We start from the raw sequence: 23,168 nt of genomic DNA on the forward strand, positions 1-23,168 counted from the left end.
GTGATCGTCAACGCATACGCACGTGAGCATGGTTCCCGGGGCCCGTACCCTGGTAGGGCTATGACTCAGACTCCCCAGCGCCCCCTCCGTGTGCTCGCCGCCATGTCGGGCGGCGTGGACTCCGCCGTCGCCGCCGCCCGCGCCGCCGAAGCCGGCCACGACGTCACCGGGGTGCACCTCGCCCTGTCCGCGAACCCGCAGTCCTTCCGCACCGGCGCCCGTGGCTGCTGCACGATCGAGGACTCGCGCGACGCCCGCCGCGCGGCCGACGTGATCGGCATCCCCTTCTACGTCTGGGACCTGGCCGAGCGGTTCCGCGAGGACGTCGTGGACGACTTCATCGCCGAGTACGAGGCCGGTCGCACCCCCAACCCGTGCCTGCGCTGCAACGAGAAGATCAAGTTCGCGGCGCTGCTGGACAAGGCCCTGGCGCTGGGCTTCGACGCGGTCTGCACCGGCCACTACGCGACGATCGTGACCCGCGAGGACGGCAGCCGGGAGCTCCACCGCGCCTCCGACATGGCCAAGGACCAGTCCTACGTCCTCGGCGTCCTGGACGAGAAGCAGCTCGCGCACGCGATGTTCCCGCTGGGCGACACCCTCACCACCAAGGACGAGATCCGCGCGGAGGCGGAGCGGCGGGGTCTGGCCGTGGCCAAGAAGCCCGACAGCCACGACATCTGCTTCATCGCGGACGGCGACACCCAGGGCTTCCTCGCCTCCCGCCTGGGCAAGGCCGAGGGCGACATCGTCGACGAGTCCGGCGCCAAGATCGGCACCCACGAGGGCGCCTACGGCTTCACCATCGGCCAGCGCAAGGGCCTCCGCATCGGCCACCCCGCCCCGGACGGCAAGCCCCGCTACGTCCTGGACATCTCGCCCGTGAACAACACCGTGACGGTGGGCCCCGCCGAGGCCCTCGACGTCACCGCCCTGACCGCCATCAAGCCCCGCTGGTGCGGCACGGCCCCCTCCGGCCCCGGCACCTACACCGCCCAGCTCCGCGCCCACGGCGGCGAAACCCCGGTGACCGCCTCCTTCGAGGGCGACGAACTGCACGTCACCTTCGCCGAGCCGGTACGGGGCGTCGCCCCCGGCCAGGCGATCGTCCTCTACGACGACACCCGCGTCGTCGGCTCGGCGACGATCGCCACGACGACCCGGCGGGCGTCGGTCTCGGCCTGATCCCCGTCTCGTCCGGACCCGTAGAAGCAGAGGTGGTCCTTGATCCCGGCGACCTCCGGCTTGGGGTCGGGGTACGCCCATGCCGCGTCCTTCGCGCCCGGCAGCGACCAGTAGGACGCGGTGCCCTTGAACGGGCAGTGCGTGCGGGTGTCCGAGGGGGACAGGAGGTCCATCCGTACGTCCGTCACCGGCAGGTAGTACCGCACGGGGTAGCCCGTCTCGCGCAGCAGCAGGGGACGGCGGCTCTGGGCGACCACCTGTCCGTCGTGGACCACGCGTACGAGGTCGGTGCCCTGCTCGATGGTGATGCGGTGTCCTGTCGTCATGGCCGGTCCAACAGCCGTGCCGGGTGCCGGATTCCCCGTAGCGCTGCGCGCGGGGGAGCGCCGGGATCCGGTGGCCGCCCTCAGGATGCGAGCATGGCCCGTATGGCTACACACATGATCACCGGGGCGGGTTCCGGCATCGGCGCGGCCGTCGCCCGCCGCCTGCACGAGCGGGGCGACGACCTGGTCCTGCTGGCCCGTGACGCCGGGCGCGCCAAGGAACTGGCCGACACCTACCCGGGTGCCCGCACGCTCGTCGGCGACCTCGCGGGTCCCGACCGGCTCTCCTGGGCCTTCTCCCACCAGACCCTCCCCGACCGGCTCGACTCGCTGCTGCACATCGCGGGCGTCGTCGACCTCGGGCGGGTCGGCGACCTCACCACCAAGGCGTGGCGCGGCCAGCTCGAGGTCAACCTCATCGCGCCCGCCGAGCTGACCAGGCTGCTCCTGCCGCAACTGCGGGTGTCCCAGGGACACGTCGTGTTCGTCAACTCCGGCGCCGGTCTGAACGCGCACGCCGAATGGTCCGCGTACGCCGCCTCCAAGCACGGCCTCAAGGCGCTGGCCGACTCGCTGCGCCAGGAGGAGCACGGCAACGGCGTCCGCGTCACGTCCGTCTACCCGGGCCGCACGGCCAGCCCCATGCAGGCCAAGGTGCACCAGCAGGAGGGCAAGGAGTACGACGCCTCGCGCTGGATCGACCCCGAGTCGGTCGCCACGACGATCCTGATGGCCATCGACCTCCCGCGCGACGCGGAGATCAACGACGTGACGGTGCGGCCGGGACGATGACCGACAGCGACGACTTCAGTTGGGGCCCGGCCACCGGCGTCGGGTCCATGCCCGGCGGCGACGCGCGGGAGGCCGCCAAGGCCGTCACCGGGACCTTCGAGGACTTCCCGCACCTCGCCGAGCTGCCGGCGCGCGGCCCGGGCGCCGACATGATCGGGCGGACGATCGGGCTGCTCGTGGAGATGTACGCTCACGTCGAGCCGAGCGGCTGGCGGGTCAGCGACCGGCCGGGCCGGGACACCCGGCGGGCCAGGTCCTGGATGGGCGAGGACCTCGACGCCCTGGAGGAGTTCACACAGGGGTACGAGGGCCTGCTGAAGGTCCAGGCCGTGGGGCCGTGGACGCTGGCCGCCGCCCTGGAGCTGCGGGGCGGCGAGGCCGCGCTCGGCGACCCCGGCGCCTGCCGGGACCTGGCGGCCTCGCTGGCGGAGGGGCTGCGCGCCCACCTCGCGGAGGTGCGGCGCCGGGTGCCGGGCGCGCGGGTGGCGCTCCAGCTCGACGAGCCGTCCCTCACCGCCGTGCTGCGCGGGCGGGTGCCGACCGCGAGCGGCTACCGCACCTACCGGGCGGTGGACCGGCAGGTCGTGGAAAGCGCGCTGCGGGAGGTCATGAGCGTCCACGACGGTCCGGTGATCGTGCACTCGTGCGCCCCGGACGTGCCGTTCGCGCTGCTGCGGCGGGCCGGCGCGGCGGGTATCTCGTTCGATTTCGCGCTGCTCACCGAGCGTGACGAGGAGCAGATCGGGGAGGCGGTCGAGGGCGGCACAAAGCTGTTCGCGGGCGTCGTGGGGTCCACCGACGGCCCATTGTCAGACCCTGCCGGTAGCGTCATGGGTGTCAGGACGCTGTGGCGCAGGCTGGGGCTGAATCCGGGGACTCTCGCCGAGTCGCTCGTGGTCACCCCGTCGTGCGGGCTGGCGGGCGCCTCGCCCGCGTACGCCCGTGCCGCGCTCGCCCACTGCGTCAAGGCGGCGAGATCGCTCGCGGACAACCCTGAGTGACGTCAGTAACGGAGGAATGACGGTGGCTGTCGAACAGCACGATGTCGTGCCGGCGGAGGCACGGGACAAGCACGCGCAGCTTGCCGAGCAGGTCGAGGAGCACCGCTTCCGGTACTACGTGAAGGACCAGCCGGTCATCAGCGACGCCGAGTTCGACCGGTTGCTGCGTTCCCTGGAGGCGCTGGAGGAGGAGTATCCGGAGCTCCGGACGCCCGACTCCCCGACCCAGAAGGTCGCCGGGTCGTACGAGACGGAGTTCACGGCCGTCCAGCACCGCGAGCGGATGCTGTCGCTGGACAACGCCTTCGACGACGAGGAGCTGGCCGCCTGGGCGGACCGTGTCGCCAAGGAGGTCGGCACCTCGGCGTACCACTTCCTGTGCGAGCTCAAGGTCGACGGCCTCGCCGTCAACCTGACCTACGAGAAGGGCCGCCTCACGCGCGCGGCCACGCGCGGCGACGGCCGCACGGGCGAGGACATCACACCGAACATCCGCACCATCTCGGACGTGCCCGACCGGCTGAAGGGCGACCGTATCCCGGACCTGGTGGAGATCCGGGGCGAGGTCTACTTCCCGATGGAGAAGTTCGAGGAGCTCAACGCCCGCCTGGTGGCGGCCGGCGACAAGCCGTTCGCCAACCCGCGCAACGCGGCGGCCGGTTCCCTGCGCCAGAAGGACCCCAAGGTCACCGCCACGCGCCCGCTGCACATGGTGGTGCACGGCATCGGCGCGCGCGAGGGCCTGGAGATCAGCCGGCTGTCGGAGGCGTACGGGCTGCTGCGCGAGTGGGGCCTGCCGACCGCCCGGCACAACAAGGTGGTTGACGACATCGACGGCGTACGGGAGTTCATCGCGTACTTCGGCGAGAACCGGCACTCGGTGGAGCACGAGATCGACGGCGTGGTCGTCAAGCTCGACGAGATCCCGCTCCAGGGCCGGCTGGGCTCCACCTCACGGGCGCCGCGCTGGGCGATCGCCTGGAAGTACGCGCCGGAGGAGGTCAACACCAAGCTGGTCAACATCCGGGTGGGGGTGGGCCGCACGGGCCGGGTCACGCCGTACGCGCAGGTGGAGCCGGTCACGGTCGCGGGCTCGGAGGTCGAGTTCGCCACCCTGCACAACCAGGACGTCGTGAAGGCCAAGGGCGTCCTCATCGGGGACACGGTGGTGCTGCGCAAGGCCGGTGACGTCATCCCGGAGATCCTCGGGCCGGTGGCGGACCTGCGGGACGGCACGGAGCGGGAGTTCGTGATGCCGGCCGAGTGCCCCGAGTGCGGGACGCCGCTGCGGCCGATGAAGGAGGGCGACGTCGACCTGCGCTGCCCGAACGGCCGTACGTGCCCGGCCCAGTTGCGTGAGCGGCTCTTCTACCTCGCCGGCCGCAAGTGCCTCGACATCGAGAACTTCGGCTATGTGGCGGCGGCCGCGCTGACCAAGCCCTTGGAGCCGTCCGAGCCGCCGCTGGTGGACGAGGGCGACCTGTTCGACCTCACCATCGAGCGACTGCTGCCCATCAAGGCGTACGTCCTGGACCAGGACAGCGGTCTGCCCAAGCGCGACCCCAAGACGGGCGAGGAGAAGATCGCCACGGTCTTCGCCAACCAGCAGGGGGAGCCGCGCAAGAACGCCCTGGCCATGCTGGAGAACATCGCGGCCGCCAAGCAGCGCCCCCTGGCCCGGATCATCACCGGCCTGTCGATCCGTCACGTCGGGCCGGTGGCGGCGGAGGCGCTGGCGCGCGAGTTCCGCTCGATCGACCGCATCGAGCAGGCGAGCGAGGAGGAGCTGGCGGCCGTCGAGGGCGTGGGTCCGACCATCGCGGCCTCCCTCAAGCAGTGGTTCGAGGAGGACTGGCACCGGGAGATCATCCGCAAGTGGCGTGCCGCCGGGGTGCGGATGGAGGAGGAGAGCACGGGCGAGGACGAAGGGCCGCGCCCGCTGGAGGGATTGACGGTCGTCGTCACCGGCACCCTCCAGAACTACACCAGGGATGGCGCAAAAGAGTCCCTCCAGAGCCGCGGAGCGAAAGTGACCGGTTCCGTTTCGAAGAAGACCGCCTTCGTCGTTGTGGGCGACAACCCCGGCTCCAAGTACGACAAGGCAATGCAGTTGAAGGTTCCGGTTCTGGACGAGGACGGCTTCCAAGTCCTGCTCGAACAGGGTCCGGACGCGGCGCGCGAGGTGGCGGTCCCGCTCGAACAGTAGGCCGGGAATCGGTGTCTGGAGGTCACCCGTTCGGCGCATACCAGATGGATAAGGGTGGCCGGGCCGCATTCGGGCAAGAGCTGTAGAGCGCTGCCCGTCGAAGCCTTCCGCGGCCTACTGTTGAGACGGCGCATGTCGTGCACGGCCGCAGGGTGGATTCCGGCCGTGGCGGCATGACAACGGGCCATCGCGAGGCAACGGCACCGCCGGCTGTGAGAGGGACGGAATGAAACCGACCGAGAGTGCCGCCCCGGTCTCACGGCCGCGTGCGTACGCGGCCAGCGCGGGCATCGCATCCAGGCTCCCGACCGTCGTCGTGGCCGTCGCCGCCTTCGTCCTCCTGGCCGGGCTGTACGGCGCCGTGAGCGGCGGCAACGCGCTCTTCCCCGGATCCACGGCCGGCTGGTCGCTCGCCGTGCTCACCGGCATCATCGTCGGCCACCTGGTCGCGCTCGGCCGCGACCGGTGGTGGGGAGGCACCGGCTCCGGCGCCGCGCTCACCATCGCCGTCCTGCTGCTGTACGGGTGGGTGCCCGCCGGACTGGTCAGCCTCGCCGTCGTCGTCCTGGTCGGCGCGGCGCGGCGGCACCGCTGGCGGCAGGGCCTGCTGCACGGCGCGGCCGACATCCTCGGCATCGGGTCGGCGGCACTGGTCCTCGCCGCGTTCGGGGACGTGCCCACGGTCGAACGGCCGTGGCAGCCACTCGAATGGGGTATCGAGGCGGTGCCGGAACTGGCGCTGGCGGCCACCGCGTACCTGGTGGTGACCCGGCTGCTGTTGTGGTACACGCTGGCCCCGCAGAGCGGCGGGCTGCCCACGGCCGCCCGTACCGCGCTGCTGCGGCAGGGACTGGTGGCGGTCGCGCTGCTGGGCATCGCGCCGCTGATCTGTGTCGTCGCGGTCTCCCTGCCGGTGGTGCTGCCGCTGTTCGCCGTGCCGCTGATCGCCCTGGACTCCACGCTCTGGATCGCCCGTGCGCGGGCGGAGGAACAACTGCGCGACCCGCTCACCGGGCTGCCGAACCGTCAGTGGCTGCTGGAGCGGACCTGGACCGCGCTGGAGGAGGCCGAGGGCGAGGGCGTCAGGGCGGCGCTCGTGCTGATCGACCTCGATCGTTTCCGGTCGGTCAATGACACGCTCGGCCACCTGGCCGGCGACCGGCTGCTGCTCCAGATCGCCGACCGGCTGCGGCTCGCGCTCCCGCGCGGGGCGGAGGCGGCGCGGCTGGGCGGCGACGAGTTCGCCGTACTGCTGCCGACCGCCGACTCCACGACGAGCGCCCAGCGGGTGGCGCGGCAGCTCGCCGCCGAGCTGTCCTCGCCGCTCGACCTCGACGGGCTCACCCTGGTCCTGGAGGCCAGCGCGGGCGTCGCCGTCTTCCCCGACCACGCGCTGGACGCCGAAGGGCTCCTCCAGCGGGCCGACGTGGCGATGTACCAGGCCAAGCGGGACCGCACGGGCGTCGAGGTGTACGAGTCGAAGCGCGACTCCAACACCCCCGACCGGCTCGGTCTCCTCGGCGACCTGCGGCGCGCCCTGGACGCCGGCGACGTCGAGCTCCACTACCAGCCGAAGGTCCGCTTCGACGGACACGTCGCCGGGCTGGAGGCCCTGGTGCGCTGGGTGCACCCGGAGCGCGGGAAGGTCCCGCCCGACGAGTTCATCGCCATCGCCGAGTCCTCCGGACTGATGCCGCACCTCACGGAGTACGTCCTGGAGACCGCGCTCGGCCAGGTCGCCAAGTGGCGCGCCCAGGGGCTGAACGTCCCCGTCGCCGTGAACGTCTCCCCGCGCGACGTCCACACCCCCGGCTTCGCCGGCGCCGTCGCGGCGCGGCTCGCCCGGCACGGGGTCCCGGCGGGCGCGCTCCAGCTCGAGATAACGGAGCACGTCCTGCTGGAGGACCCGCAGCGCGCCGCCGACACCCTGGCGGGGCTCACGGGCCACGGCGTGAAGATGTCCCTCGACGACTTCGGCACCGGGTACTCGTCCCTGGTCCACCTGCGGCGGCTCCCGGTGAGCGAGCTCAAGATCGACCGCTCGTTCGTGGCGCGACTGGCGGTCGACAACGAGGACGCCGAGATCGTCCGGTGCACCGTCGACCTGGCGCACTCGCTGGGCCTGCTGGTGGTCGCGGAGGGCGTCGAGGACGACGAGACCTGGGAGCGGCTGCGGGACCTGGGCTGTGACGCGGTGCAGGGCTGGCTGGTCGCCGCGGCGATGCCGCCGGCGGAGACGACGGCCTGGCTGCGCGCCCGCGGCGAAGCCGGCTGGCACCGCCCGCCCCGCGAGCTCCCCCCCGCGCCCCAGGACGCGGACCAGGTGGTGCAGTAGCCCTACCGGGCGGTCCGCCCCCGCCGCGATCGGTCGCCGTCGTGGTCGGCCCCCGCCGCGATCGGTCGCCGTCGTGGTCCGCCCCCGCCGCGATCGGTCGCCGTCGTGGTCGGCCCCCGCCGCGATCGGTCGCCCGGCGGGCAGGCCCTCTCCCCGCTGTGGGCGGTCTCCTGGGCGGTCCCCCCGCTGTGGGCGGTCTCCTGGTGGGTGGGTTCCCCCGTTGTGGTCGGTCGCCTGGTGGGTGGGTCCCCCCCGTTGTGGGCAGTCGTCCCGCAGGGCGGGACGGGTGGGCACAACGGGCCGGGGCGGTGCCTTTGCCCGGTGCCCCCTGGGGCGGTGCCCTTCACCGGTGACCCCGGGTGCGGGACCGGTGGGGCGGGCGGTCACCGCCGGTGGGTGGGGGCGGGGCCCCTCCGGGCTCACTTCCTCGAGGCCGGCGGCCTTGGGTGCCGGTAAAGGGAGCCCGGCCTTCGCCGCCAACCTCTGCGGGGGCGACCCTGCACGGCCCCGCTCCGGCCGGACGCCGACTGCGGGTCGGTGGGGGATGGGCACGGGCACGGGCCCGCCCGGCGGGGCCTCGGGCAAACCGTTTAACGGGTAGAGCGCCCCGCCCCATAGGATTGGGCCAAAACCATCACACTCACCCCTGAGGATCGCTGCATGCCTGGCATCACGCGCGAGGAGGTCGCCCACCTCGCCCGGCTGGCACGTCTGGAGCTGAAGGACGAAGAGCTCGACCACTTCGCCGGACAGCTCGACGACATCATCGGCGCGGTCGCCCGCGTCTCCGAGGTCGCCGATCAAGACGTACCCCCGACCTCCCACCCGCTGCCGCTGACCAACGTCATGCGCGCGGACGAGGTCCGTCCGTCGCTCACCCCCGAGCAGGCGCTCTCCGGCGCCCCGGCCCAGGAGCAGCAGCGTTTCAAGGTGCCGCAGATCCTGGGGGAGGACTAAGAACATGACGGACATCATCAGGCTCACCGCCGCCGAGATCGCCGAGAAGATCGCGTCCGGCGAGCTCACCGCCGTCGAGGTGACCGAGGCCCACCTGGCCCGGATCGACGCCGTCGACGAGAAGGTGCACGCCTTCCTGCACGTCGACCGCGAGGGCGCCCTCGCCCAGGCCCGGGCCGTGGACGAGAAGCGCGGCCGGGGCGAGAAGCTCGGCCCGCTCGCCGGCGTACCGCTGGCGCTGAAGGACATCTTCACCACCCAGGACATGCCGACGACCGTCGGTTCGAAGATCCTGGAGGGCTGGATTCCGCCGTACGACGCCACCGTGACCAAGAAGCTCAGGGACGCGGACGTCGTCATCATCGGCAAGACCAACATGGACGAGTTCGCCATGGGGTCGTCGACGGAGAACAGCGCGTACGGGCCCACCGGCAACCCTTGGGACCTGACCAAGATCCCCGGCGGCTCGGGCGGTGGCTCCAGCGCGGCGCTGGCGTCGTACGAGGCGCCGCTGGCCATCGGCACCGACACCGGCGGCTCCATCCGGCAGCCCGCCGCCGTCACCGGCACGGTCGGCGTCAAGCCGACGTACGGCGGTGTGTCGCGGTACGGCATGGTCGCGTTCTCCAGCAGCCTCGACCAGGGCGGGCCGTGTGCGCGGACCGTGCTGGACGCGGCGCTGCTCCACGAGGTCATCGCCGGGCACGACCCGCTGGACTCGACGTCCATCGACGCGCCCGTACCGCCGGTCGTCGAGGCCGCGCGCAACGGCTCCGTGCGGGGCATGCGGGTGGGCGTCGTCAAGCAGTTCCGCGGCGAGGGCTACCAGGCCGGTGTGCTCCAGCGCTTCGACGAGTCCGTCGAGCTGCTGAAGGAGCTGGGCGCCGAGGTCGTCGAGCTGGACTGCCCGTCCTTCGACCTGGCGCTGTCGGCGTACTACCTGATCGCGCCGTCGGAGTGCTCCTCCAACCTCGCCCGGTTCGACGGCCTGCGCTACGGCCTGCGGGTCGGCGACGACGGTACGAAGTCGGCCGAGGACGTCACCGCGCTGACGCGTGAGGCCGGGTTCGGCGACGAGGTCAAGCGCCGGATCATGCTCGGTACGTACGCGCTCAGCTCCGGCTACTACGACGCGTACTACGGCAGCGCGCAGAAGGTCCGGACGCTGATCACGCGGGACTTCGAGAAGGCCTTCGAGCAGGTCGACGTGATCGTCTCGCCGACGACGCCGACCACGGCCTTCCCGATCGGCGAGCGCGCCGACGACCCGATGGCGATGTACCTCGCCGACCTGTGCACCATCCCGACCAACCTGGCCGGCAACGCCGCCATGTCGCTGCCCTGCGGCCTGGCGCCGGAGGACAACCTCCCGGTCGGTCTGCAGATCATCGCCCCCGCCATGAAGGACGACCGCCTCTACAAGGTCGGCGCGGCCGTCGAGGCGGCCTTCGTGGCACGCTGGGGCCACCCGCTGCTGGAGGAGGCTCCGTCGCTGTGAGCGCACTGACCAAGGCCAAGGGCTTCAAGAAGTCGAAGGCCGGTACGTATCTGTCCATCGGCACCACCGCGTTCGGCGCGCTGAGCGTGGTCAAGCAGGTCCGCAAGGCGCGTGGCGAGAGCGACACGCTTCTGCTGATCGACGCCGCCGTGTCGGCCGCCGCCATCGTGACGGGCCTCGCCATTCTGGTGCGTGAGCTCAAGCGCATCGGTGACGACGACGTCCTGTTCAGTTGAGAGGGAAAGTTTCACCGTGACCGTCATCACTGAACTGGTGTCGTACGAGGACGCCCTCGCCGCCTACGACCCCGTCATGGGGCTCGAGGTGCACGTCGAGCTCGGCACCAGGACCAAGATGTTCTGCGGCTGCTCGACCGAGCTGGGCGCCGAGCCCAACTCGCAGACCTGCCCCACCTGCCTCGGCATGCCGGGCTCGCTCCCGGTCGTCAACGCGGTCGGCGTCGAGTCCGCCATCAGGATCGGCCTCGCGCTCAACTGCGAGATCGCCGAATGGTGCCGTTTCGCCCGGAAGAACTACTTCTATCCGGACATGCCGAAGAACTTCCAGACCTCGCAGTACGACGAGCCGATCGCCTTCAACGGCTACCTGGACGTCCAGCTCGAGGACGGCGAGGTCTTCCGCGTGGAGATCGAGCGCGCCCACATGGAGGAGGACACCGGCAAGTCCACGCACGTGGGTGGCGCGACCGGCCGCATCCACGGCGCCTCGCACTCGCTGCTGGACTACAACCGCGCCGGCATCCCGCTGATCGAGATCGTCACCAAGCCGATCGTCGGCGCCGGCGAGCGCGCCCCCGAGGTCGCCAAGGCGTACGTCGCCGAGCTGCGCGAGCTCATCAAGGCGCTCGGCGTCTCCGAGGCCCGCATGGAGATGGGCCAGATGCGCTGCGACGTGAACCTGTCGCTGCGCCCCAAGGGCGTGGAGAAGTTCGGTACGCGCTCGGAGACGAAGAACGTCAACTCGCTGCGGTCCGTCGAGCGGGCCGTGCGGTTCGAGATCAGCCGCCACGCGGGCGTGCTGAACGCGGGCGGCACGGTCATCCAGGAGACCCGCCACTTCCACGAGGACGACGGCTCCACGACGTCCGGCCGGGTCAAGGAGGAGGCCGAGGACTACCGGTACTTCCCGGAGCCCGACCTCGTGCCCGTAGCCCCGTCCCGCGAGTGGGTGGAGCAGCTCCGCGAGGAGCTGCCGGAGCTGCCGCGCGTGCGCCGCAACCGGCTGCGCGAGGAGTGGGGCGTCTCCGAGCACGACATGCAGTCCATCCTCAACGCGGGCGCGGTCGACCTGATCGTCGCCACGACCGAGGCGGGCGCCCCGGCCGACCAGGCCCGCAAGTGGTGGATGGGCGAACTGGCCCGTAACGCCAACGAGTCCGGCAAGGCCCTGGACGCGCTGCCCATCACCCCGGCGCAGGTGGCCCGGGTGACCCAGCTCGTCGCGTCCGGCGACCTCAACGACAAGCTGGCCCGCCAGGTCATCGAGGGCGTGCTGAACGGCGAGGGCGACCCCGACACCGTCGTCGAGAAGCGCGGCCTCAAGGTGGTCTCCGACGAGGGCGCGCTGGGCGCGGCCGTGGACGAGGCGATCGCCGCCAACGCCGCCATCGCGGACAAGATCCGTGGCGGCAAGGTCGCGGCGGCCGGTGCCCTGGTCGGCGCCGTCATGAAGGCCACCCGTGGCCAGGCGGACGCGGCCCGGGTGCGCGAGCTCATCCTGGAGAAGCTCGGCGTCGAAGGCTGACGCCGGCTCGCAGGCACCACTCGGCCCCCGTACGCAGGACATCCTGGGTGCGGGGGCCGAGGCGTGGCACGGAGGGCCCCGCCACCGGGGGGAGGGGTGTGGCGGGGCCTGGTGCCGTCCCGTGGGGGGAGCGTTGGTGCTTCTGCCCCCGGCTCCGCGGCTCATGCGCACCTGGCGTGTTGTGGCCATGGCGGTTTCCGGCAAAGCGGGGTGCATTCGGGCGAAACGCTTGGATTCTTTGGTCCATGCCTTGGACATTCACGCCACTGTCGTCGCCAGGTCTTCCCGTCGACACCCGCCCTCACTACCGTCCCGGCCGTACCACTCAATGGATCAAGGGCGAACCATTGAGCCGTCGACGGGAGGTCGAGCTTGTCACCGGACAATTCGCGGCAGCGGGAAACGCGGGACATGTCGCGCAGGAAGATGCTCGCGCTGGGTGGAGGCGCCCTCGGCGCCGCCGCGGCCGGATCGCTGCTGCCGCCCTCGCTGCGGGCGGCGATGGCCGCCGCTCCTCCCTCGGGCGGGCTGCGGGCGGTCAGGCATGTGGTGATCCTGATGCAGGAGAACCGTTCCTTCGACCATTACTTCGGCACCCTGCGCGGCGTCCGGGGCTTCGGCGACCGCAACGCCGTCGAACTGCCCTCCGGCAAGCCGGTGTTCGAGCAGCCCGGACCGCTCGGCCGAACCGTGCTGCCCTTCCCCATCCGCGACGCCGCCGAGACGCAGAAGAAGGACCTCCAGTACATCGGCGACCTCGACCACTCCTGGGGCGGCGGCGCCAAGGCCTGGCGCGACGGCTGGATGGACGGCTGGGTCTCCGCCAAGACGGCCGCGACGATGGCGTACTACGACCGCCAGGACATCCCGCTGCACTACGAGCTCGCGGACACGTTCACCATCTGCGACGCCTACCACTCCTCCATCCACACCTCGACCAGCCCCAACCGCAACCACCTGTGGAGCGGTTGGACGGGGTACGAGGCCGACGGCTCCCGTGCCGTCACCAACGCCGCGTACGCGGAGGGCACCCACCCCGGCTACCCGTGGCCGACCTATGCCGAGCGCCTGGAGAAGGCGGGCCGGACCTGGAAGACGTACACGGAGTGGGAGAACTTCACCGACAACAACATCGAGTTCTTCACCACCTTCAAGAAGATCGCCCGCAAGGCGCTGGCCAGGACCGGCGGCCACACCTACATGGAGTCCTTCTACGCGGCCGTCCGCGACACCCGGGACGCCGCCGAGCGCGCCCGGCTCCTCGCCGCGCTGGAGGAGGGCGTCGCCACCCTCACCGCCCAGGAGCGGTCGCTCTTCGAGCGCGGGCTGCGGCGGGTGGAGACCGGCACCCTCGCGGACGCCTTCTTGGCGGACGTCGCCGCCGGGACGCTGCCGGAGGTCTCCTACCTCGTGCCCTCCGCGATCGACTCCGAGCACCCCGGCTCCTCGTCCCCGATCGCCTCCGCCACCCTCGTCTACAAGGTGCTGGACGCCCTCGGCTCCCATCCGGACGTCTGGCGCCACACCGTCGTACTGATCAACTACGACGAGAACGACGGCTTCTTCGACCACGTCCCGCCGCCCGTGCCGCCCGCGGACAACACCGACGAGCGGTGGAAGGGGCTGCCCACGGGGCTCGGCATCCGGGTGCCGCTGCTGGTCGTGTCGCCGTGGACGGTGGGCGGCTACGTCTGCTCCGAGGTCTTCGACCACACCTCGGTGATCCGCTTCCTGGAGAAGTGGACGGGGATCGAGGAGCCCAACATCACGCCGTGGCGGCGCCAGGTCACCGGCGACCTGACGTCGGCGTTCGACTTCCGGCGCGGCCGCCCGCAGCCGGAGGTGGAGCGGCCGGGCGCCATTCCGCCGTTCACCGGCCGCTGGCGCCCGCAGCCGCCACTGGTCCAGCACATGCCCGACCAGGAGCCCGGCACGCGCCCCGCGCGGCCCCTGCCGTACCAGCCGGACGCGCACGGGCGGCTCCGCGACGGCGCCCTGGAGGTCACGCTGAGCAACACCGGCAGGGCGAGCGCGCACTTCGCGCTGTATCCGTACGCCGGGGAGTTCACCGTGCCCCAGCACCGCGATGTAAGGGGCACGGCGCAATGGAGGGTGCCCCTTACCCGGGAGGCGTACCGCTTCACGATCACCGGCCCGAACGGCTTCCGCCGCGAGTTCGCCGGCCGGGCGGCGGGCGGCGCCGAGGTCACCTCGCGCATCGATCCGCACGAGCGCGACCTGCACCTCACCCTGGCCGCCACCGGCGGCGGCCCGGTCACCTTCACGGTCCGCCCCCTCGGCTACGTAGACGACGCGGACCTCGACGGCTGGACCCGGCAGGTCACCGTCAAGGCCGGCCGCAGCCGTACGGTCGTCCACTCCGCCGCCGACGCGCACGGCTGGTACGACGTCGAGATCACCGGCCCCGACGGCTTCCGGCGGCGCCTGATGGGCCACATCGAGAACGGGCGCGCCAGCGTCTCCGGCTGAGTGCGCGGGTGGCGCGTGGAAGCCCAGGACCTTTGGCCCGGGCTTCCACGCGCCGTCGCGCTGGGGCTGTGAGTATCGCCACGAAACGGACAATCGATCTCTTTAGGCTGCCAGAGTGGCGGTACGTAGGTCATGCGTTCTTTACGGGCAATCCCCGATAGAGACCTCGAACCACTCAGGGAGTACACCCGTTGGCAGCCCTCGCCCGATGGTGCATCACGCACCGCCTCGCCGCCGTCCTGCTCTGGCTCTGTGCCTTGGTCGGTGTCACGGCGGCCGCCGGGATCGCCGGCTCCGCGTACTCCAATGACTACGAGGTCCCCGGCACCGAGTCCGGACGCGCCGCGGCGCTCCTGGAGGACGGCTTCCGGGGCCAGGGCGGTGACGGGGACACCATCGTCTGGCACACCGCCAAGGGCAGCGTCCGCGCGGCCGCCGTCGAGGACCGCATGACCGCCATGCTCGACGACGTCGCCGAGCTGCCTGGCGTCGCCGCCGTGACCGGCCCGTACGACACGCTCCCCGACGCCCCCACCGCCCAGGGCCCCCAGGGCTCCCAGGCCCCCCAGGGCGCCCCGGCCGACGCCCACACCGCCGCGGGCGCCGCCACCCAGGACTCCGCGCCCGGGCAGATCAGCCAGGACGGCCGCACCGCCTACGCCACGGTCGCCTTCGACCGGCCCGCCGACGAGCTCCCGCCCGACCGGATCCAGGCCGTCGTCGACGCCGCCCGCGCGGCCGCGAGCGACGGCGTCCAGGTGGAGCTCGGCGGCAGCGCCGTCGCGGTCACCGAGGCACCGGCCTCCCACACCGCCGAGATCGTCGGCGTGGCCGTCGCCGCCGTGGTCCTCTTCCTCGCCTTCGGCTCCCTCGCCGCCAGCCTCCTGCCGATCGCCACCGCCCTCGTCAGCGTCGGCACCGCCTACGCGGGCATCGGCCTGCTCGGCCACGTCATGACGGTCGCCGACTTCGCGCCCATGCTGGGCATGCTCATCGGCCTCGGCGTCGGCATCGACTACGCGCTGTTCATCGTCACCAGGCACCGCAAGGGCCTCAAACGCGGCCTCCCGGTCGCCGAAGCCGCCCAGAACGCCGTCGCCACCACCGGCCGGGCCGTCGTCTTCGCCGGCGCCACGGTCTGCATCGCCCTGCTGGGCATGCTGATACTGCGGCTGGGCTTCCTCAACGGCGTCGCCATCGCGGCCTGCCTCACCGTCGTCCTCACCGTCGCCGCGTCCGTGACGCTGCTGCCCGCGCTGCTGTCGTTCATCGGCATGCGCGCCCTGTCGCGCCGCGAGCGCGCCCGGCTCGTCGAGCACGGCCCGGAGCCCGAGCTGCCGACCGGGTTCGCCGCCCGCTGGTCGGCGTTCGTCGAGCGCCACCCCAAGCTGCTGGGCGCCGTCGCGGCCGTCGTCATGCTGGTCCTGGCGCTGCCCACGCTCGGCCTCCACCTCGGCACCTCCGACCAGGGCAACAACCCGGCCGCCTCGACCACCCGCAAGGCGTACGACCTGCTCGCCGACGGCTTCGGCCCCGGCGTCAACGGCCCCCTCACGCTCGTCGCCGAGCTCGACGGCGCCGACGACCGGGTCGCCCTCGCCGCCCTCCCCGACGCGCTGCGCGCCACGGGCGGCGTCGAAACGGTCAGCCCGGTCACGTACAGCGGCAGCGGCAACACGGCCGTCCTCACCGTCGTACCGGAATCCGCGCCGCAATCGCAGGCGACCAGCGACCTCGTCGACCGGCTGCGTGACGACGTGCTGCCGACCGCCGAGCACGGCACCTCCCTCGACGTGTACGTCGGCGGCGTCACCGCCGGCTACGACGACTTCGCCCAGGTCATCATCGGCAAGCTGCCGCTCTTCGTGGGCGTCGTCATCGCCCTGGGCTGCCTGCTGCTCCTGCTCGCCTTCCGCTCGATCGGCATCCCGCTGAAGGCCGCCCTGATGAACGTGGCCGCCGTCGCCTCCGCCTTCGGAGTCGTCGTCGCGATCTTCCAGTGGGGCATGGGCAGCGAACTGCTCGGCCTCGGCCGGGCCGGGCCCATCGAACCCTTCCTGCCCGTGATCATGGTGTCCGTGCTCTTCGGGCTCTCCATGGACTACCAGGTCTTCCTGGTCAGCCGGATGTACGAGGAGTGGCTGGAGACCGGTGACAACCGGCGGGCCGTACGCGTCGGCCTCGCCGAGACGAGCCGGGTGATCAACTCCGCCGCCGTCATCATGATCGCCGTCTTCCTGGCGTTCGTCCTCTCCGGGGACCGGGTCATCGCGATGTTCGGCATCGGGCTGGCGGCCGCCGTCGCCCTGGACGCCTTCGTCCTCCGTACGCTCCTGGTGCCCGCCCTGATGCACATGCTCGGCGGCGCGAACTGGTGGCTGCCCGGCTGGCTCGACCGCGTCCTGCCGCGCATCAGCATCGAAAACCCCGAGTGCCGCGATGCCGACCGTGCGAAGATCCCCTGGCAGCGCTCGAGCGACGACGGACAGCTCGTGCCATAGCCGAGGAGGGCCACGACGGTGTTCGCGATATCCCTGGGCGACGACGGAGCCGAACTGCGGCCGCTGGAGCCGTGGCAGGCCGAGGAGTACCTGGCCCACCTGGACCGGGGCAGGGAGTACATCGGACGGTACGTCGCCCTTCCGACCGTCTGCACGGACCTCCCCTCGACGCGCGCCTTCCTCCAGTCGTACGCCGACAAGGCGGCCGCCGACACGGGCCGCATCTTCGGCATCTGGCTGGACGGCACCCTGGTCGGCGGGGTCCTCCTGCGGGTCATGGACACCGCAGCCGGCACCTGCGAGGCCGGCTGCTGGCTGGAGCCCTCGGTGTCCGGCCGGGGCCTGGTCACCCGCGCGGTCCGCGTCCTGATCGACTGGGCGGTGTACGAGCGCGGCCTGCACCGCGTCGAGTGGCAGGTCTCCTCGGCGAACACCGCGAGCATCAACGTCGCCAAGCGGCTCGGCATGACCAAGGACGGCGTCCTCCGCGAGAGCTACCCCTACCGGGGCGTACGGCACGACATGGAGGTCTGGTCCGTGCTGGCACCGGAGTGGCGCGAGGCTCGCCGCGAGGCCCGCCAGGAGGCGCGTGAAGCGGCGCGTTAAGGGGCCTCTCAGAAACGGCACCTAGCGTGCCGCGCATGAACCCCACGACGACGAAGACCGACACCACGCCCGACACCGGCACCGACACCACGTCCGGCACCGCCCCCGAGACCGCCCCCGGGGCCACCCCCGACACGGCCGCCGGCCACCAGGACCACCAGGCCGAGTACGACGACGAGCACGCCGCCGAGTTCGAGCAGGAGCCGGGCGAGCCGGGGAACCCGCACGCCACCGGCCTCGCCGCGGCCGCGGCGGCCGTCGTCGCCACGGCGCTCGGGATCGCCTCCCTCACCGGCACCTGGATGGGCCGCGTCGCCTCCGAACGCGAGACGCTCATGGGTCAGATCGCCACCGCCCAGGGCGGCTCGCCCAGCCGGCAGATCGCCGAGATCTACGGGGACGCCTGGCACACCACCGCCCTCGTCAACGGCCTGTTCGCCGTCGTCGCCCTGATCACCGGCCTCATCGTGCTCACCCGCCCCCAGCGCCCCCTGTGGATCCGGGCGGTGGCCCTGGCCGGAGCCGTACTGGGCGGGCTGGGCCTGATCCTGTCCGCCGGCATGTACGCCGACCTGTTCCTGGCCCTGCCCACCACCGGCTCCTGAGGGGTCCTTACGCGCGCCTAAGGACCCCTGCCCGCCCAAGATGCGGCAGTCTCCCGATGTGGCCGACCCCCCTGGGGCACGAGAGTTGAGGCATCACGAAACGCCCCGACACCGCCAGGGAGACCACGATGCTCACGTACGAACTCCAGCACGCCGCCCGTCACGCCGACCTCGTCCGCGAGGCCGAGGCCCGGCGGCTGGCGAACCTCGCGCGGGCCGCCCGCAAGGCCGACCGCGCCCTCGCCCGCCGCTCCGGCCACCAAGCCCCCGGAGGGCGGGTGAATACCGACCCCGACCGCTTCGCGACAGCGGCCTGACGGACGGGCGAGGCCCGCGCCATGGCCGCCGTGCCGATATCCGGTGCCGCGTTGTCACAGGGCTGTGCGATGCTCGGCGACGTGGAGAACAGGTCCGTCAGTCCCGTCTTCGTCGGCAGAGCCGGTGAGTTGACCGCACTCACCGAGGCGCTCTCCCGCGCCACCGCGGGGGAGCCGCAGGCGTTGCTCGTCGGCGGCGAGGCAGGCGTCGGCAAGACGCGCCTGCTGGAGGAGTTCCTCGGCGAGGCGTGCGCCCAGGGTGCCGTCGTCGCCGTCGGCGGCTGCGTCGAGATCGGCGCGGACGGGCTGCCGTTCGCGCCGTTCTCCACCGCGCTGCGCTCCTTGCGCCGCAAGCTCCCCGACGAGCTCGCCGCCGCCGCGCAGGGCCAGGAGGGCGAACTGGCCAGGCTGCTCCCCGAGTTGGGCGACGCGGCCGGCCCGGAGCCCTACAACGAGGACAGCACCGCCCGGCTCTTCGAGCTGACCGTCCGCCTCCTGGAGCGCATCGCCACCGACCGCACGGTCGTCCTCGCCCTGGAGGACCTGCACTGGGCCGACGCCTCCACCCGCCACCTGCTCGCCTACCTCTTCCGCACCGTCACGCGCGGCCGGCTCGTGGTCGTCGCCACCTACCGCGCCGACGACATCCACCGCCGCCACCCGCTGCGGCCCCTCCTCGCCGAGCTGGACCGGCTGCGCACCGTCCGCCGGATCGAACTGCCCCGGTTCACCCGCACCGAGGTCCACCGCCAGCTCACCGGCATCCTGGCCGCCGAGCCCGCTGCCGCCCTCGTCGACGACATCTTCCGCCGCTCCGACGGCAACGCCTTCTTCGTCGAGGAGCTCGTCGTCTGCCAGGAGAGCGGCTGCGAGCCCGGCGGGCTCAGCGAGTCCCTCCGGGACCTGCTGCTCGTGCGCGTGGAGCGGCTCTCCGAGGATGCCCAGAAGGTCGTCAGGATCGTCGCCGAAGGCGGCTCCACGGTGGAGTACGGCCTGCTCGCCGCCGTCGCCCGGCTGCCCGAGGACGACCTCATCGAGGCGCTGCGCGCCGCCGTCAACGCCAACATCCTGCTCGCCGTGCCCGACGGCGAGGGGTACCGCTTCCGCCACTCCCTGGTGCGCGAGGCCGTCAGCGACGACCTGCTGCCCGGCGAGCGCTCCCGCCTCAACCGGCGGTACGCCGAAGCGCTGGAGGCCGACTGCGGTCTCGTACGGGCCGACGAGCGGACCACCCGGCTCGCCAGCTACTGGTACCACGCGCACGACGCCGCCAAGGCGCTGCCCGTCGTGCTCCGGGCCGCCGTGGAGGCCCGCAAGCGCCACGCGCACGCCGAGCAACTGCGCCTGCTGGAGCGGGCCATGGAGCTGTGGGACGACGTGCCCGAGGACGTCCGCGCGTCCCTGCGGCCCATCGACTACGCCGAGGCCTACCCGGCGTGCGGCTGCCCCGACACCACCCCGCTGCGCTACCTGGACCTGCTGGCCGAGGCCGCCGTCGCCGCCCGGCTGTGCGGCGAGCGGGAACGGGCGCTGAAGATCGTCAAGCGTGCGCTGAGGCTCCTCGACGACGACACCCACCCCGCCACGGCCTCCGGTGGCAAGGACCCCCAGCGCGCCGCCTGGTTCTGGACCGAGCGGTCCCGGCTCATGTCGAACCTCGGCCGGGGCGACGGCTGGCCCGAGATCGCCACCGCGCAGGAGCTGGTGCGCGGCCTGCCGCCGTCCGCCGTCCACGCGAAGGTCCTCGCCGTGGCCGCCGGCTGGGGCATGCTGCACGCGCCGGGCCCGGAGAGCCTCGCCGCGGCCGAACGGGCCGTCGAGTACGCCCGCCTGGTCGAGGCGGAGCCGGTCGAGCTCAACGCCCGTCTCACCCTGGGCGGCCTGATGGTCGACGCGGGCGACATCGAGGCCGGTCTCGCGGAGATGCACGCGGTCCTCGACCGCGCCCGCGAGCTGTGCGTGCGCAACGAGGCCGGACGCGCCTACGTCAACATCCCCTCCTGCCTGGAGGCCGTCGGGCGCTCCCGGGAGGCGGTCCGCATCGCCCAGGAGGGGCTGGCGTTCTCCCGCGAGTGCGGCCTGCGGGACAACGAGGGCTGGGTGCTGAACAACCTCGTCGAGTCACAGATATCGCTGGGCCACTGGGACGAGGCGAGCGAGGGCGCGCACCGGCTCCAGCGCATCGCCTACAGCACCAAGCCACGCGCCGGGGCACACCTGAGGCGCGCCCAGCTCGCCTGGCTCCGCGGTGAACTGTCCGTCGCGGCCGAGCACTTGGAGCTCTCCAGGGACACCTACGGCAAGCACGACCCGATGCTCCAGTACTTGCTGCCGCTCGCCGAGGTCGAGCTGGGCGTCGCGGCGGCGCAGGGCCGCATCGCCGACGTACGGGCCGGACTGGCCGAGGCGGCGCGGAACGGTTTCCCGGTCGGCAGCCAGCGGTACGCCTGGCCGCTGCTGCTGATCGCCGCCGCGGCGGAGGCGGAGGCGCGCGGGCTGCCCGCGGCGGAGGAGGGCCGGGCCGAGTCGCTGGCGCTGATCCGCTCGTACGCGAAGCGGCTGGCCACCCCGGTCCCGGTGTGGCAGGCGTACGCGCTGTTCGTCGGCGCCGAGCTGGCCCGCGCCGAGGGCCGCGACGACGCCGACCGCTGGGCGGAGGTCGTGGTCGCCCTGGGCGCGCTGGAGCGCCCCTACGAGCTGGCCCGCGCCCGGCACCGCTGGGCGGACGCGCTGCTCGCCCGGGGCGGCAACCGCGACCGGTCCGCCGAGCTGGTGCGCGAGGCGCACCTCGTCGCGGTCCACCTGGGGGCCCGGCCGCTGCGCGAGGACCTGGAACTGCTCGCGGCCCGCGCCCGCCTGTCCCTCGCGGCCCCGCGGGCGGCCGAGCCGGCACCGGACGACGAGGGCTTCGGCCTCACGCCCCGCGAACAGGACGTGCTGCGCCTGGTCGCGGTGGGGCGCACCAACCGCCAGATAGCCGAGGAGCTGTTCATCTCGCCCAAGACGGCGAGCGTGCACGTGTCGAACATCCTCGCCAAGCTCGGCGTCTCGGGCCGTGGCGAAGCCGCCGCCCTGGCCCACCGCCTCCGCCTCCTGCCCGAGGTCCCGGCCTGACCCCTGCCCGGCCGGGCACCGGCAGAGTCAGGAGCCGTCCGGCGTGCGGGGCGCGCGGATGGTGACCGTGCCCGACGCGAGGTCTATGGGCCCGCGCGCCGGGTCGCTGTCGCCGAGGTCCTCCCGGGTCAGCTCAAGGCGCCGGAGCTCGTCGTCGGTGTGCCTGCGGCCCGGCGCGAAGAGCTGTTCCACCAGGTTGAACACCGGCTGCCGCCTCTCATGTCACCTCCACCCGGAGGATTCGGTCGTCGCCCGCTTCCGGGGTGCCCCGCCCGTCCGTCTCGCTGGTCACCAGCCAGAGCTTGTTGCCGCCCGCCGCCAGGACCGTGCGCAGCCGGCCGTAACGCCCTTCGAGGAACGCCTGGGGGTCCGCCGAAGGTTCCGCCCCGGCCAGGGGGATGCGCCACAGCCGCTCGCCGCGCAGCCCGGCCATCCAGACGGACCCCTCCGCGAAGGCGATCCCGCTGGGGGAGGCGTCGGCGGGCTTCCACTGGGCGACCGGGTCGACGAAGCCGGGCCTGCCGCCCTTGCCCTCCACCTCGGGCCAGCCGTAGTTCTTGCCGGGCTCGATCAGGTTCAGCTCGTCCCAGGTGTTCTGCCCGAACTCGGCCGCCCACAGCCGCTTCTCGGAGTCCCAGGCCAGCCCCTGCACATTGCGGTGCCCGTACGTGTAGACGACCGAGTCCGGGGCGGGGTTGCCGGGCGCGGGCCGCCCGTCCGGGGTCATCCTGAGGATCTTGCCGCCCAGCGAGTTCTTGTCCTGCGCCAGGCCGGTGTCGCCGGTCTCGCCCGTGCCCGCGTACAGCATCTTGTCCGGCCCGAACGCGATCCGGCCGCCGTTGTGGACCGAGCCCTTCGGGATGCCCCGCAGCACCGTGTCGGGCGCCCCGAGCTGCTGGCCGGCCGGCTTCTTCTCGTCGTACAGCATGCGGGCGACGCGGTTGTCCGACTCGGTGGTGAAGTACGCGTACACCAGGTGGTCCGAGGCGTACGACGGCGAGAGCGCGAGGCCCATCAGGCCACCCTCGCCCGCCGGCGCCACCCCCGGCACCGAACCGATCACGGTCTTGGCGCCGCTCTCCCCGTCGATCCGGGTGATCGTCCCCTCGTCGCGCGAGGAGACCAGCAGGTCGCCGTCCGGCAGGGCGGCCAGGCCCCACGGCGACGCCAGGCCCTCGGTGAGCGTGGACACCACCCTCGCCGTGCCCTTCGCGGGCGGCGCGGACGGGGAGGGGGAGCCCGGCGGCGTGGCGGACGCGGACGCGGGGGGCGGCGACGCGGCGCTCCGGCCGTCCGCGGGGCGTCCGCCCCCGCCCGACGAGCACCCGGCCACGAGCACCAGGGCGGCAGCGGCCAACACGGCCGTCACAGCAGGACGTTGCACAGTTCCGATCCCTTCAACGGCGGTGTGAGCTGCGTGTCCACCCTTGATACACCGCCCGGGCCGATCACGTTCCCCTGTCCGGCCGGA

At 72.5% G+C, this 23,168-nt stretch carries 18 protein-coding genes; 15 read left to right on the top strand and 3 right to left on the bottom strand.

The genetic code is table 11. The annotated features are described in order from the left end of the window. Nucleotides 1-60 precede the first annotated feature (60 nt). Complete coding sequence (gene mnmA, locus ACZ46W_RS09750) at nucleotides 61-1,185, top strand: tRNA 2-thiouridine(34) synthase MnmA (RefSeq protein ID WP_468334050.1); 1,125 nt, start codon at nucleotides 61-63, stop codon at nucleotides 1,183-1,185. Here mnmA and ACZ46W_RS09755 read toward each other — a convergent pair. Beyond that, nucleotides 1,113-1,511 carry a DUF427 domain-containing protein gene (locus tag ACZ46W_RS09755; protein WP_468334053.1) on the bottom strand — a complete coding sequence of 133 codons (399 nt, stop codon included), beginning with the start codon at nucleotides 1,509-1,511 and terminating at the stop codon, nucleotides 1,113-1,115. The two genes, mnmA and ACZ46W_RS09755, sit on opposite strands and share 73 nt — an antisense overlap. A gap of 102 nt (nucleotides 1,512-1,613) precedes the next feature. Here ACZ46W_RS09755 and ACZ46W_RS09760 point away from each other — a divergent pair, with 102 nt between their 5' ends. From ACZ46W_RS09760 to ACZ46W_RS09825, 14 genes are all read left to right on the top strand, one after another. Beyond that, the gene (locus ACZ46W_RS09760) at nucleotides 1,614-2,303 is read left to right on the top strand and encodes an SDR family oxidoreductase (protein ID WP_468334056.1); all 690 of its coding nucleotides are present in this window, start codon (nucleotides 1,614-1,616) and stop codon (nucleotides 2,301-2,303) included. Beyond that, entirely contained in the window at nucleotides 2,300-3,304 is a 1,005-nt protein-coding gene (locus tag ACZ46W_RS09765) for a methionine synthase (RefSeq protein WP_468334059.1), read from the top strand. Before ACZ46W_RS09760 ends, ACZ46W_RS09765 begins: the two co-directional genes overlap by 4 nt. A gap of 16 nt (nucleotides 3,305-3,320) precedes the next feature. Continuing rightward, nucleotides 3,321-5,510 (top strand): NAD-dependent DNA ligase LigA, encoded by a 2,190-nt coding sequence (gene ligA / locus ACZ46W_RS09770; RefSeq protein WP_468334062.1) that lies wholly within the window; start codon nucleotides 3,321-3,323, stop codon nucleotides 5,508-5,510. Nucleotides 5,511-5,736: 226 nt separating this feature from the next. Continuing rightward, entirely contained in the window at nucleotides 5,737-7,845 is a 2,109-nt protein-coding gene (locus ACZ46W_RS09775; RefSeq protein WP_468334065.1) for a putative bifunctional diguanylate cyclase/phosphodiesterase, read from the top strand. Nucleotides 7,846-8,505: 660 nt separating this feature from the next. Next, entirely contained in the window at nucleotides 8,506-8,802 is a 297-nt protein-coding gene (gatC, locus tag ACZ46W_RS09780) for an Asp-tRNA(Asn)/Glu-tRNA(Gln) amidotransferase subunit GatC (RefSeq protein ID WP_016642027.1), read from the top strand. Between the two features lie 4 nt (nucleotides 8,803-8,806). Then, nucleotides 8,807-10,300, top strand: a complete 1,494-nt coding sequence (gene gatA / locus ACZ46W_RS09785; RefSeq protein ID WP_468334068.1) for an Asp-tRNA(Asn)/Glu-tRNA(Gln) amidotransferase subunit GatA — start codon at nucleotides 8,807-8,809, stop codon at nucleotides 10,298-10,300. Further along, nucleotides 10,297-10,536 (top strand): hypothetical protein, encoded by a 240-nt coding sequence (locus ACZ46W_RS09790; protein WP_366127229.1) that lies wholly within the window; start codon nucleotides 10,297-10,299, stop codon nucleotides 10,534-10,536. The genes gatA and ACZ46W_RS09790 overlap by 4 nt, the downstream gene beginning before the upstream one ends. Nucleotides 10,537-10,552: 16 nt before the next feature. Beyond that, nucleotides 10,553-12,064: an Asp-tRNA(Asn)/Glu-tRNA(Gln) amidotransferase subunit GatB gene (gatB, locus tag ACZ46W_RS09795; RefSeq protein ID WP_468334072.1), complete on the top strand. Its 1,512-nt coding sequence runs from the start codon at nucleotides 10,553-10,555 to the stop codon at nucleotides 12,062-12,064. 411 nt (nucleotides 12,065-12,475) lie between these two features. Further along, nucleotides 12,476-14,554: a phosphocholine-specific phospholipase C gene (locus tag ACZ46W_RS09800; protein WP_468334075.1), complete on the top strand. Its 2,079-nt coding sequence runs from the start codon at nucleotides 12,476-12,478 to the stop codon at nucleotides 14,552-14,554. A gap of 191 nt (nucleotides 14,555-14,745) precedes the next feature. After that, on the top strand, nucleotides 14,746-17,055 hold the full coding sequence (locus tag ACZ46W_RS09805; RefSeq protein WP_468334078.1) for an MMPL family transporter: 2,310 nt from the start codon (nucleotides 14,746-14,748) through the stop codon (nucleotides 17,053-17,055). Between the two features lie 18 nt (nucleotides 17,056-17,073). Next, entirely contained in the window at nucleotides 17,074-17,661 is a 588-nt protein-coding gene (locus ACZ46W_RS09810; RefSeq protein ID WP_468334081.1) for a GNAT family N-acetyltransferase, read from the top strand. 35 nt (nucleotides 17,662-17,696) lie between these two features. Continuing rightward, nucleotides 17,697-18,266 (top strand): hypothetical protein, encoded by a 570-nt coding sequence (locus ACZ46W_RS09815; protein WP_468334084.1) that lies wholly within the window; start codon nucleotides 17,697-17,699, stop codon nucleotides 18,264-18,266. Between the two features lie 128 nt (nucleotides 18,267-18,394). After that, the gene (locus ACZ46W_RS09820; RefSeq protein ID WP_468334087.1) at nucleotides 18,395-18,583 is read left to right on the top strand and encodes a hypothetical protein; all 189 of its coding nucleotides are present in this window, start codon (nucleotides 18,395-18,397) and stop codon (nucleotides 18,581-18,583) included. Between the two features lie 69 nt (nucleotides 18,584-18,652). Beyond that, a complete protein-coding gene (locus ACZ46W_RS09825) occupies nucleotides 18,653-21,697 on the top strand; it encodes a helix-turn-helix transcriptional regulator (RefSeq protein ID WP_468334732.1) in 3,045 nt (1,014 codons plus the stop codon). A gap of 27 nt (nucleotides 21,698-21,724) precedes the next feature. Here the strand turns inward: ACZ46W_RS09825 and ACZ46W_RS09830 are convergent, their stop codons facing one another. Together ACZ46W_RS09830 and ACZ46W_RS09835 are read right to left on the bottom strand one after the other, a co-directional pair. Then, a complete protein-coding gene (locus ACZ46W_RS09830) occupies nucleotides 21,725-21,901 on the bottom strand; it encodes a DUF6191 domain-containing protein (RefSeq protein WP_468334090.1) in 177 nt (58 codons plus the stop codon). Nucleotides 21,902-21,914: 13 nt separating this feature from the next. Further along, nucleotides 21,915-23,066, bottom strand: a complete 1,152-nt coding sequence (locus tag ACZ46W_RS09835) for a PQQ-dependent sugar dehydrogenase (protein ID WP_468334092.1) — start codon at nucleotides 23,064-23,066, stop codon at nucleotides 21,915-21,917. Nucleotides 23,067-23,168 lie beyond the last annotated feature (102 nt).

The sequence above is a fragment of the Streptomyces sp. NPDC031064 genome (assembly GCF_055570965.1).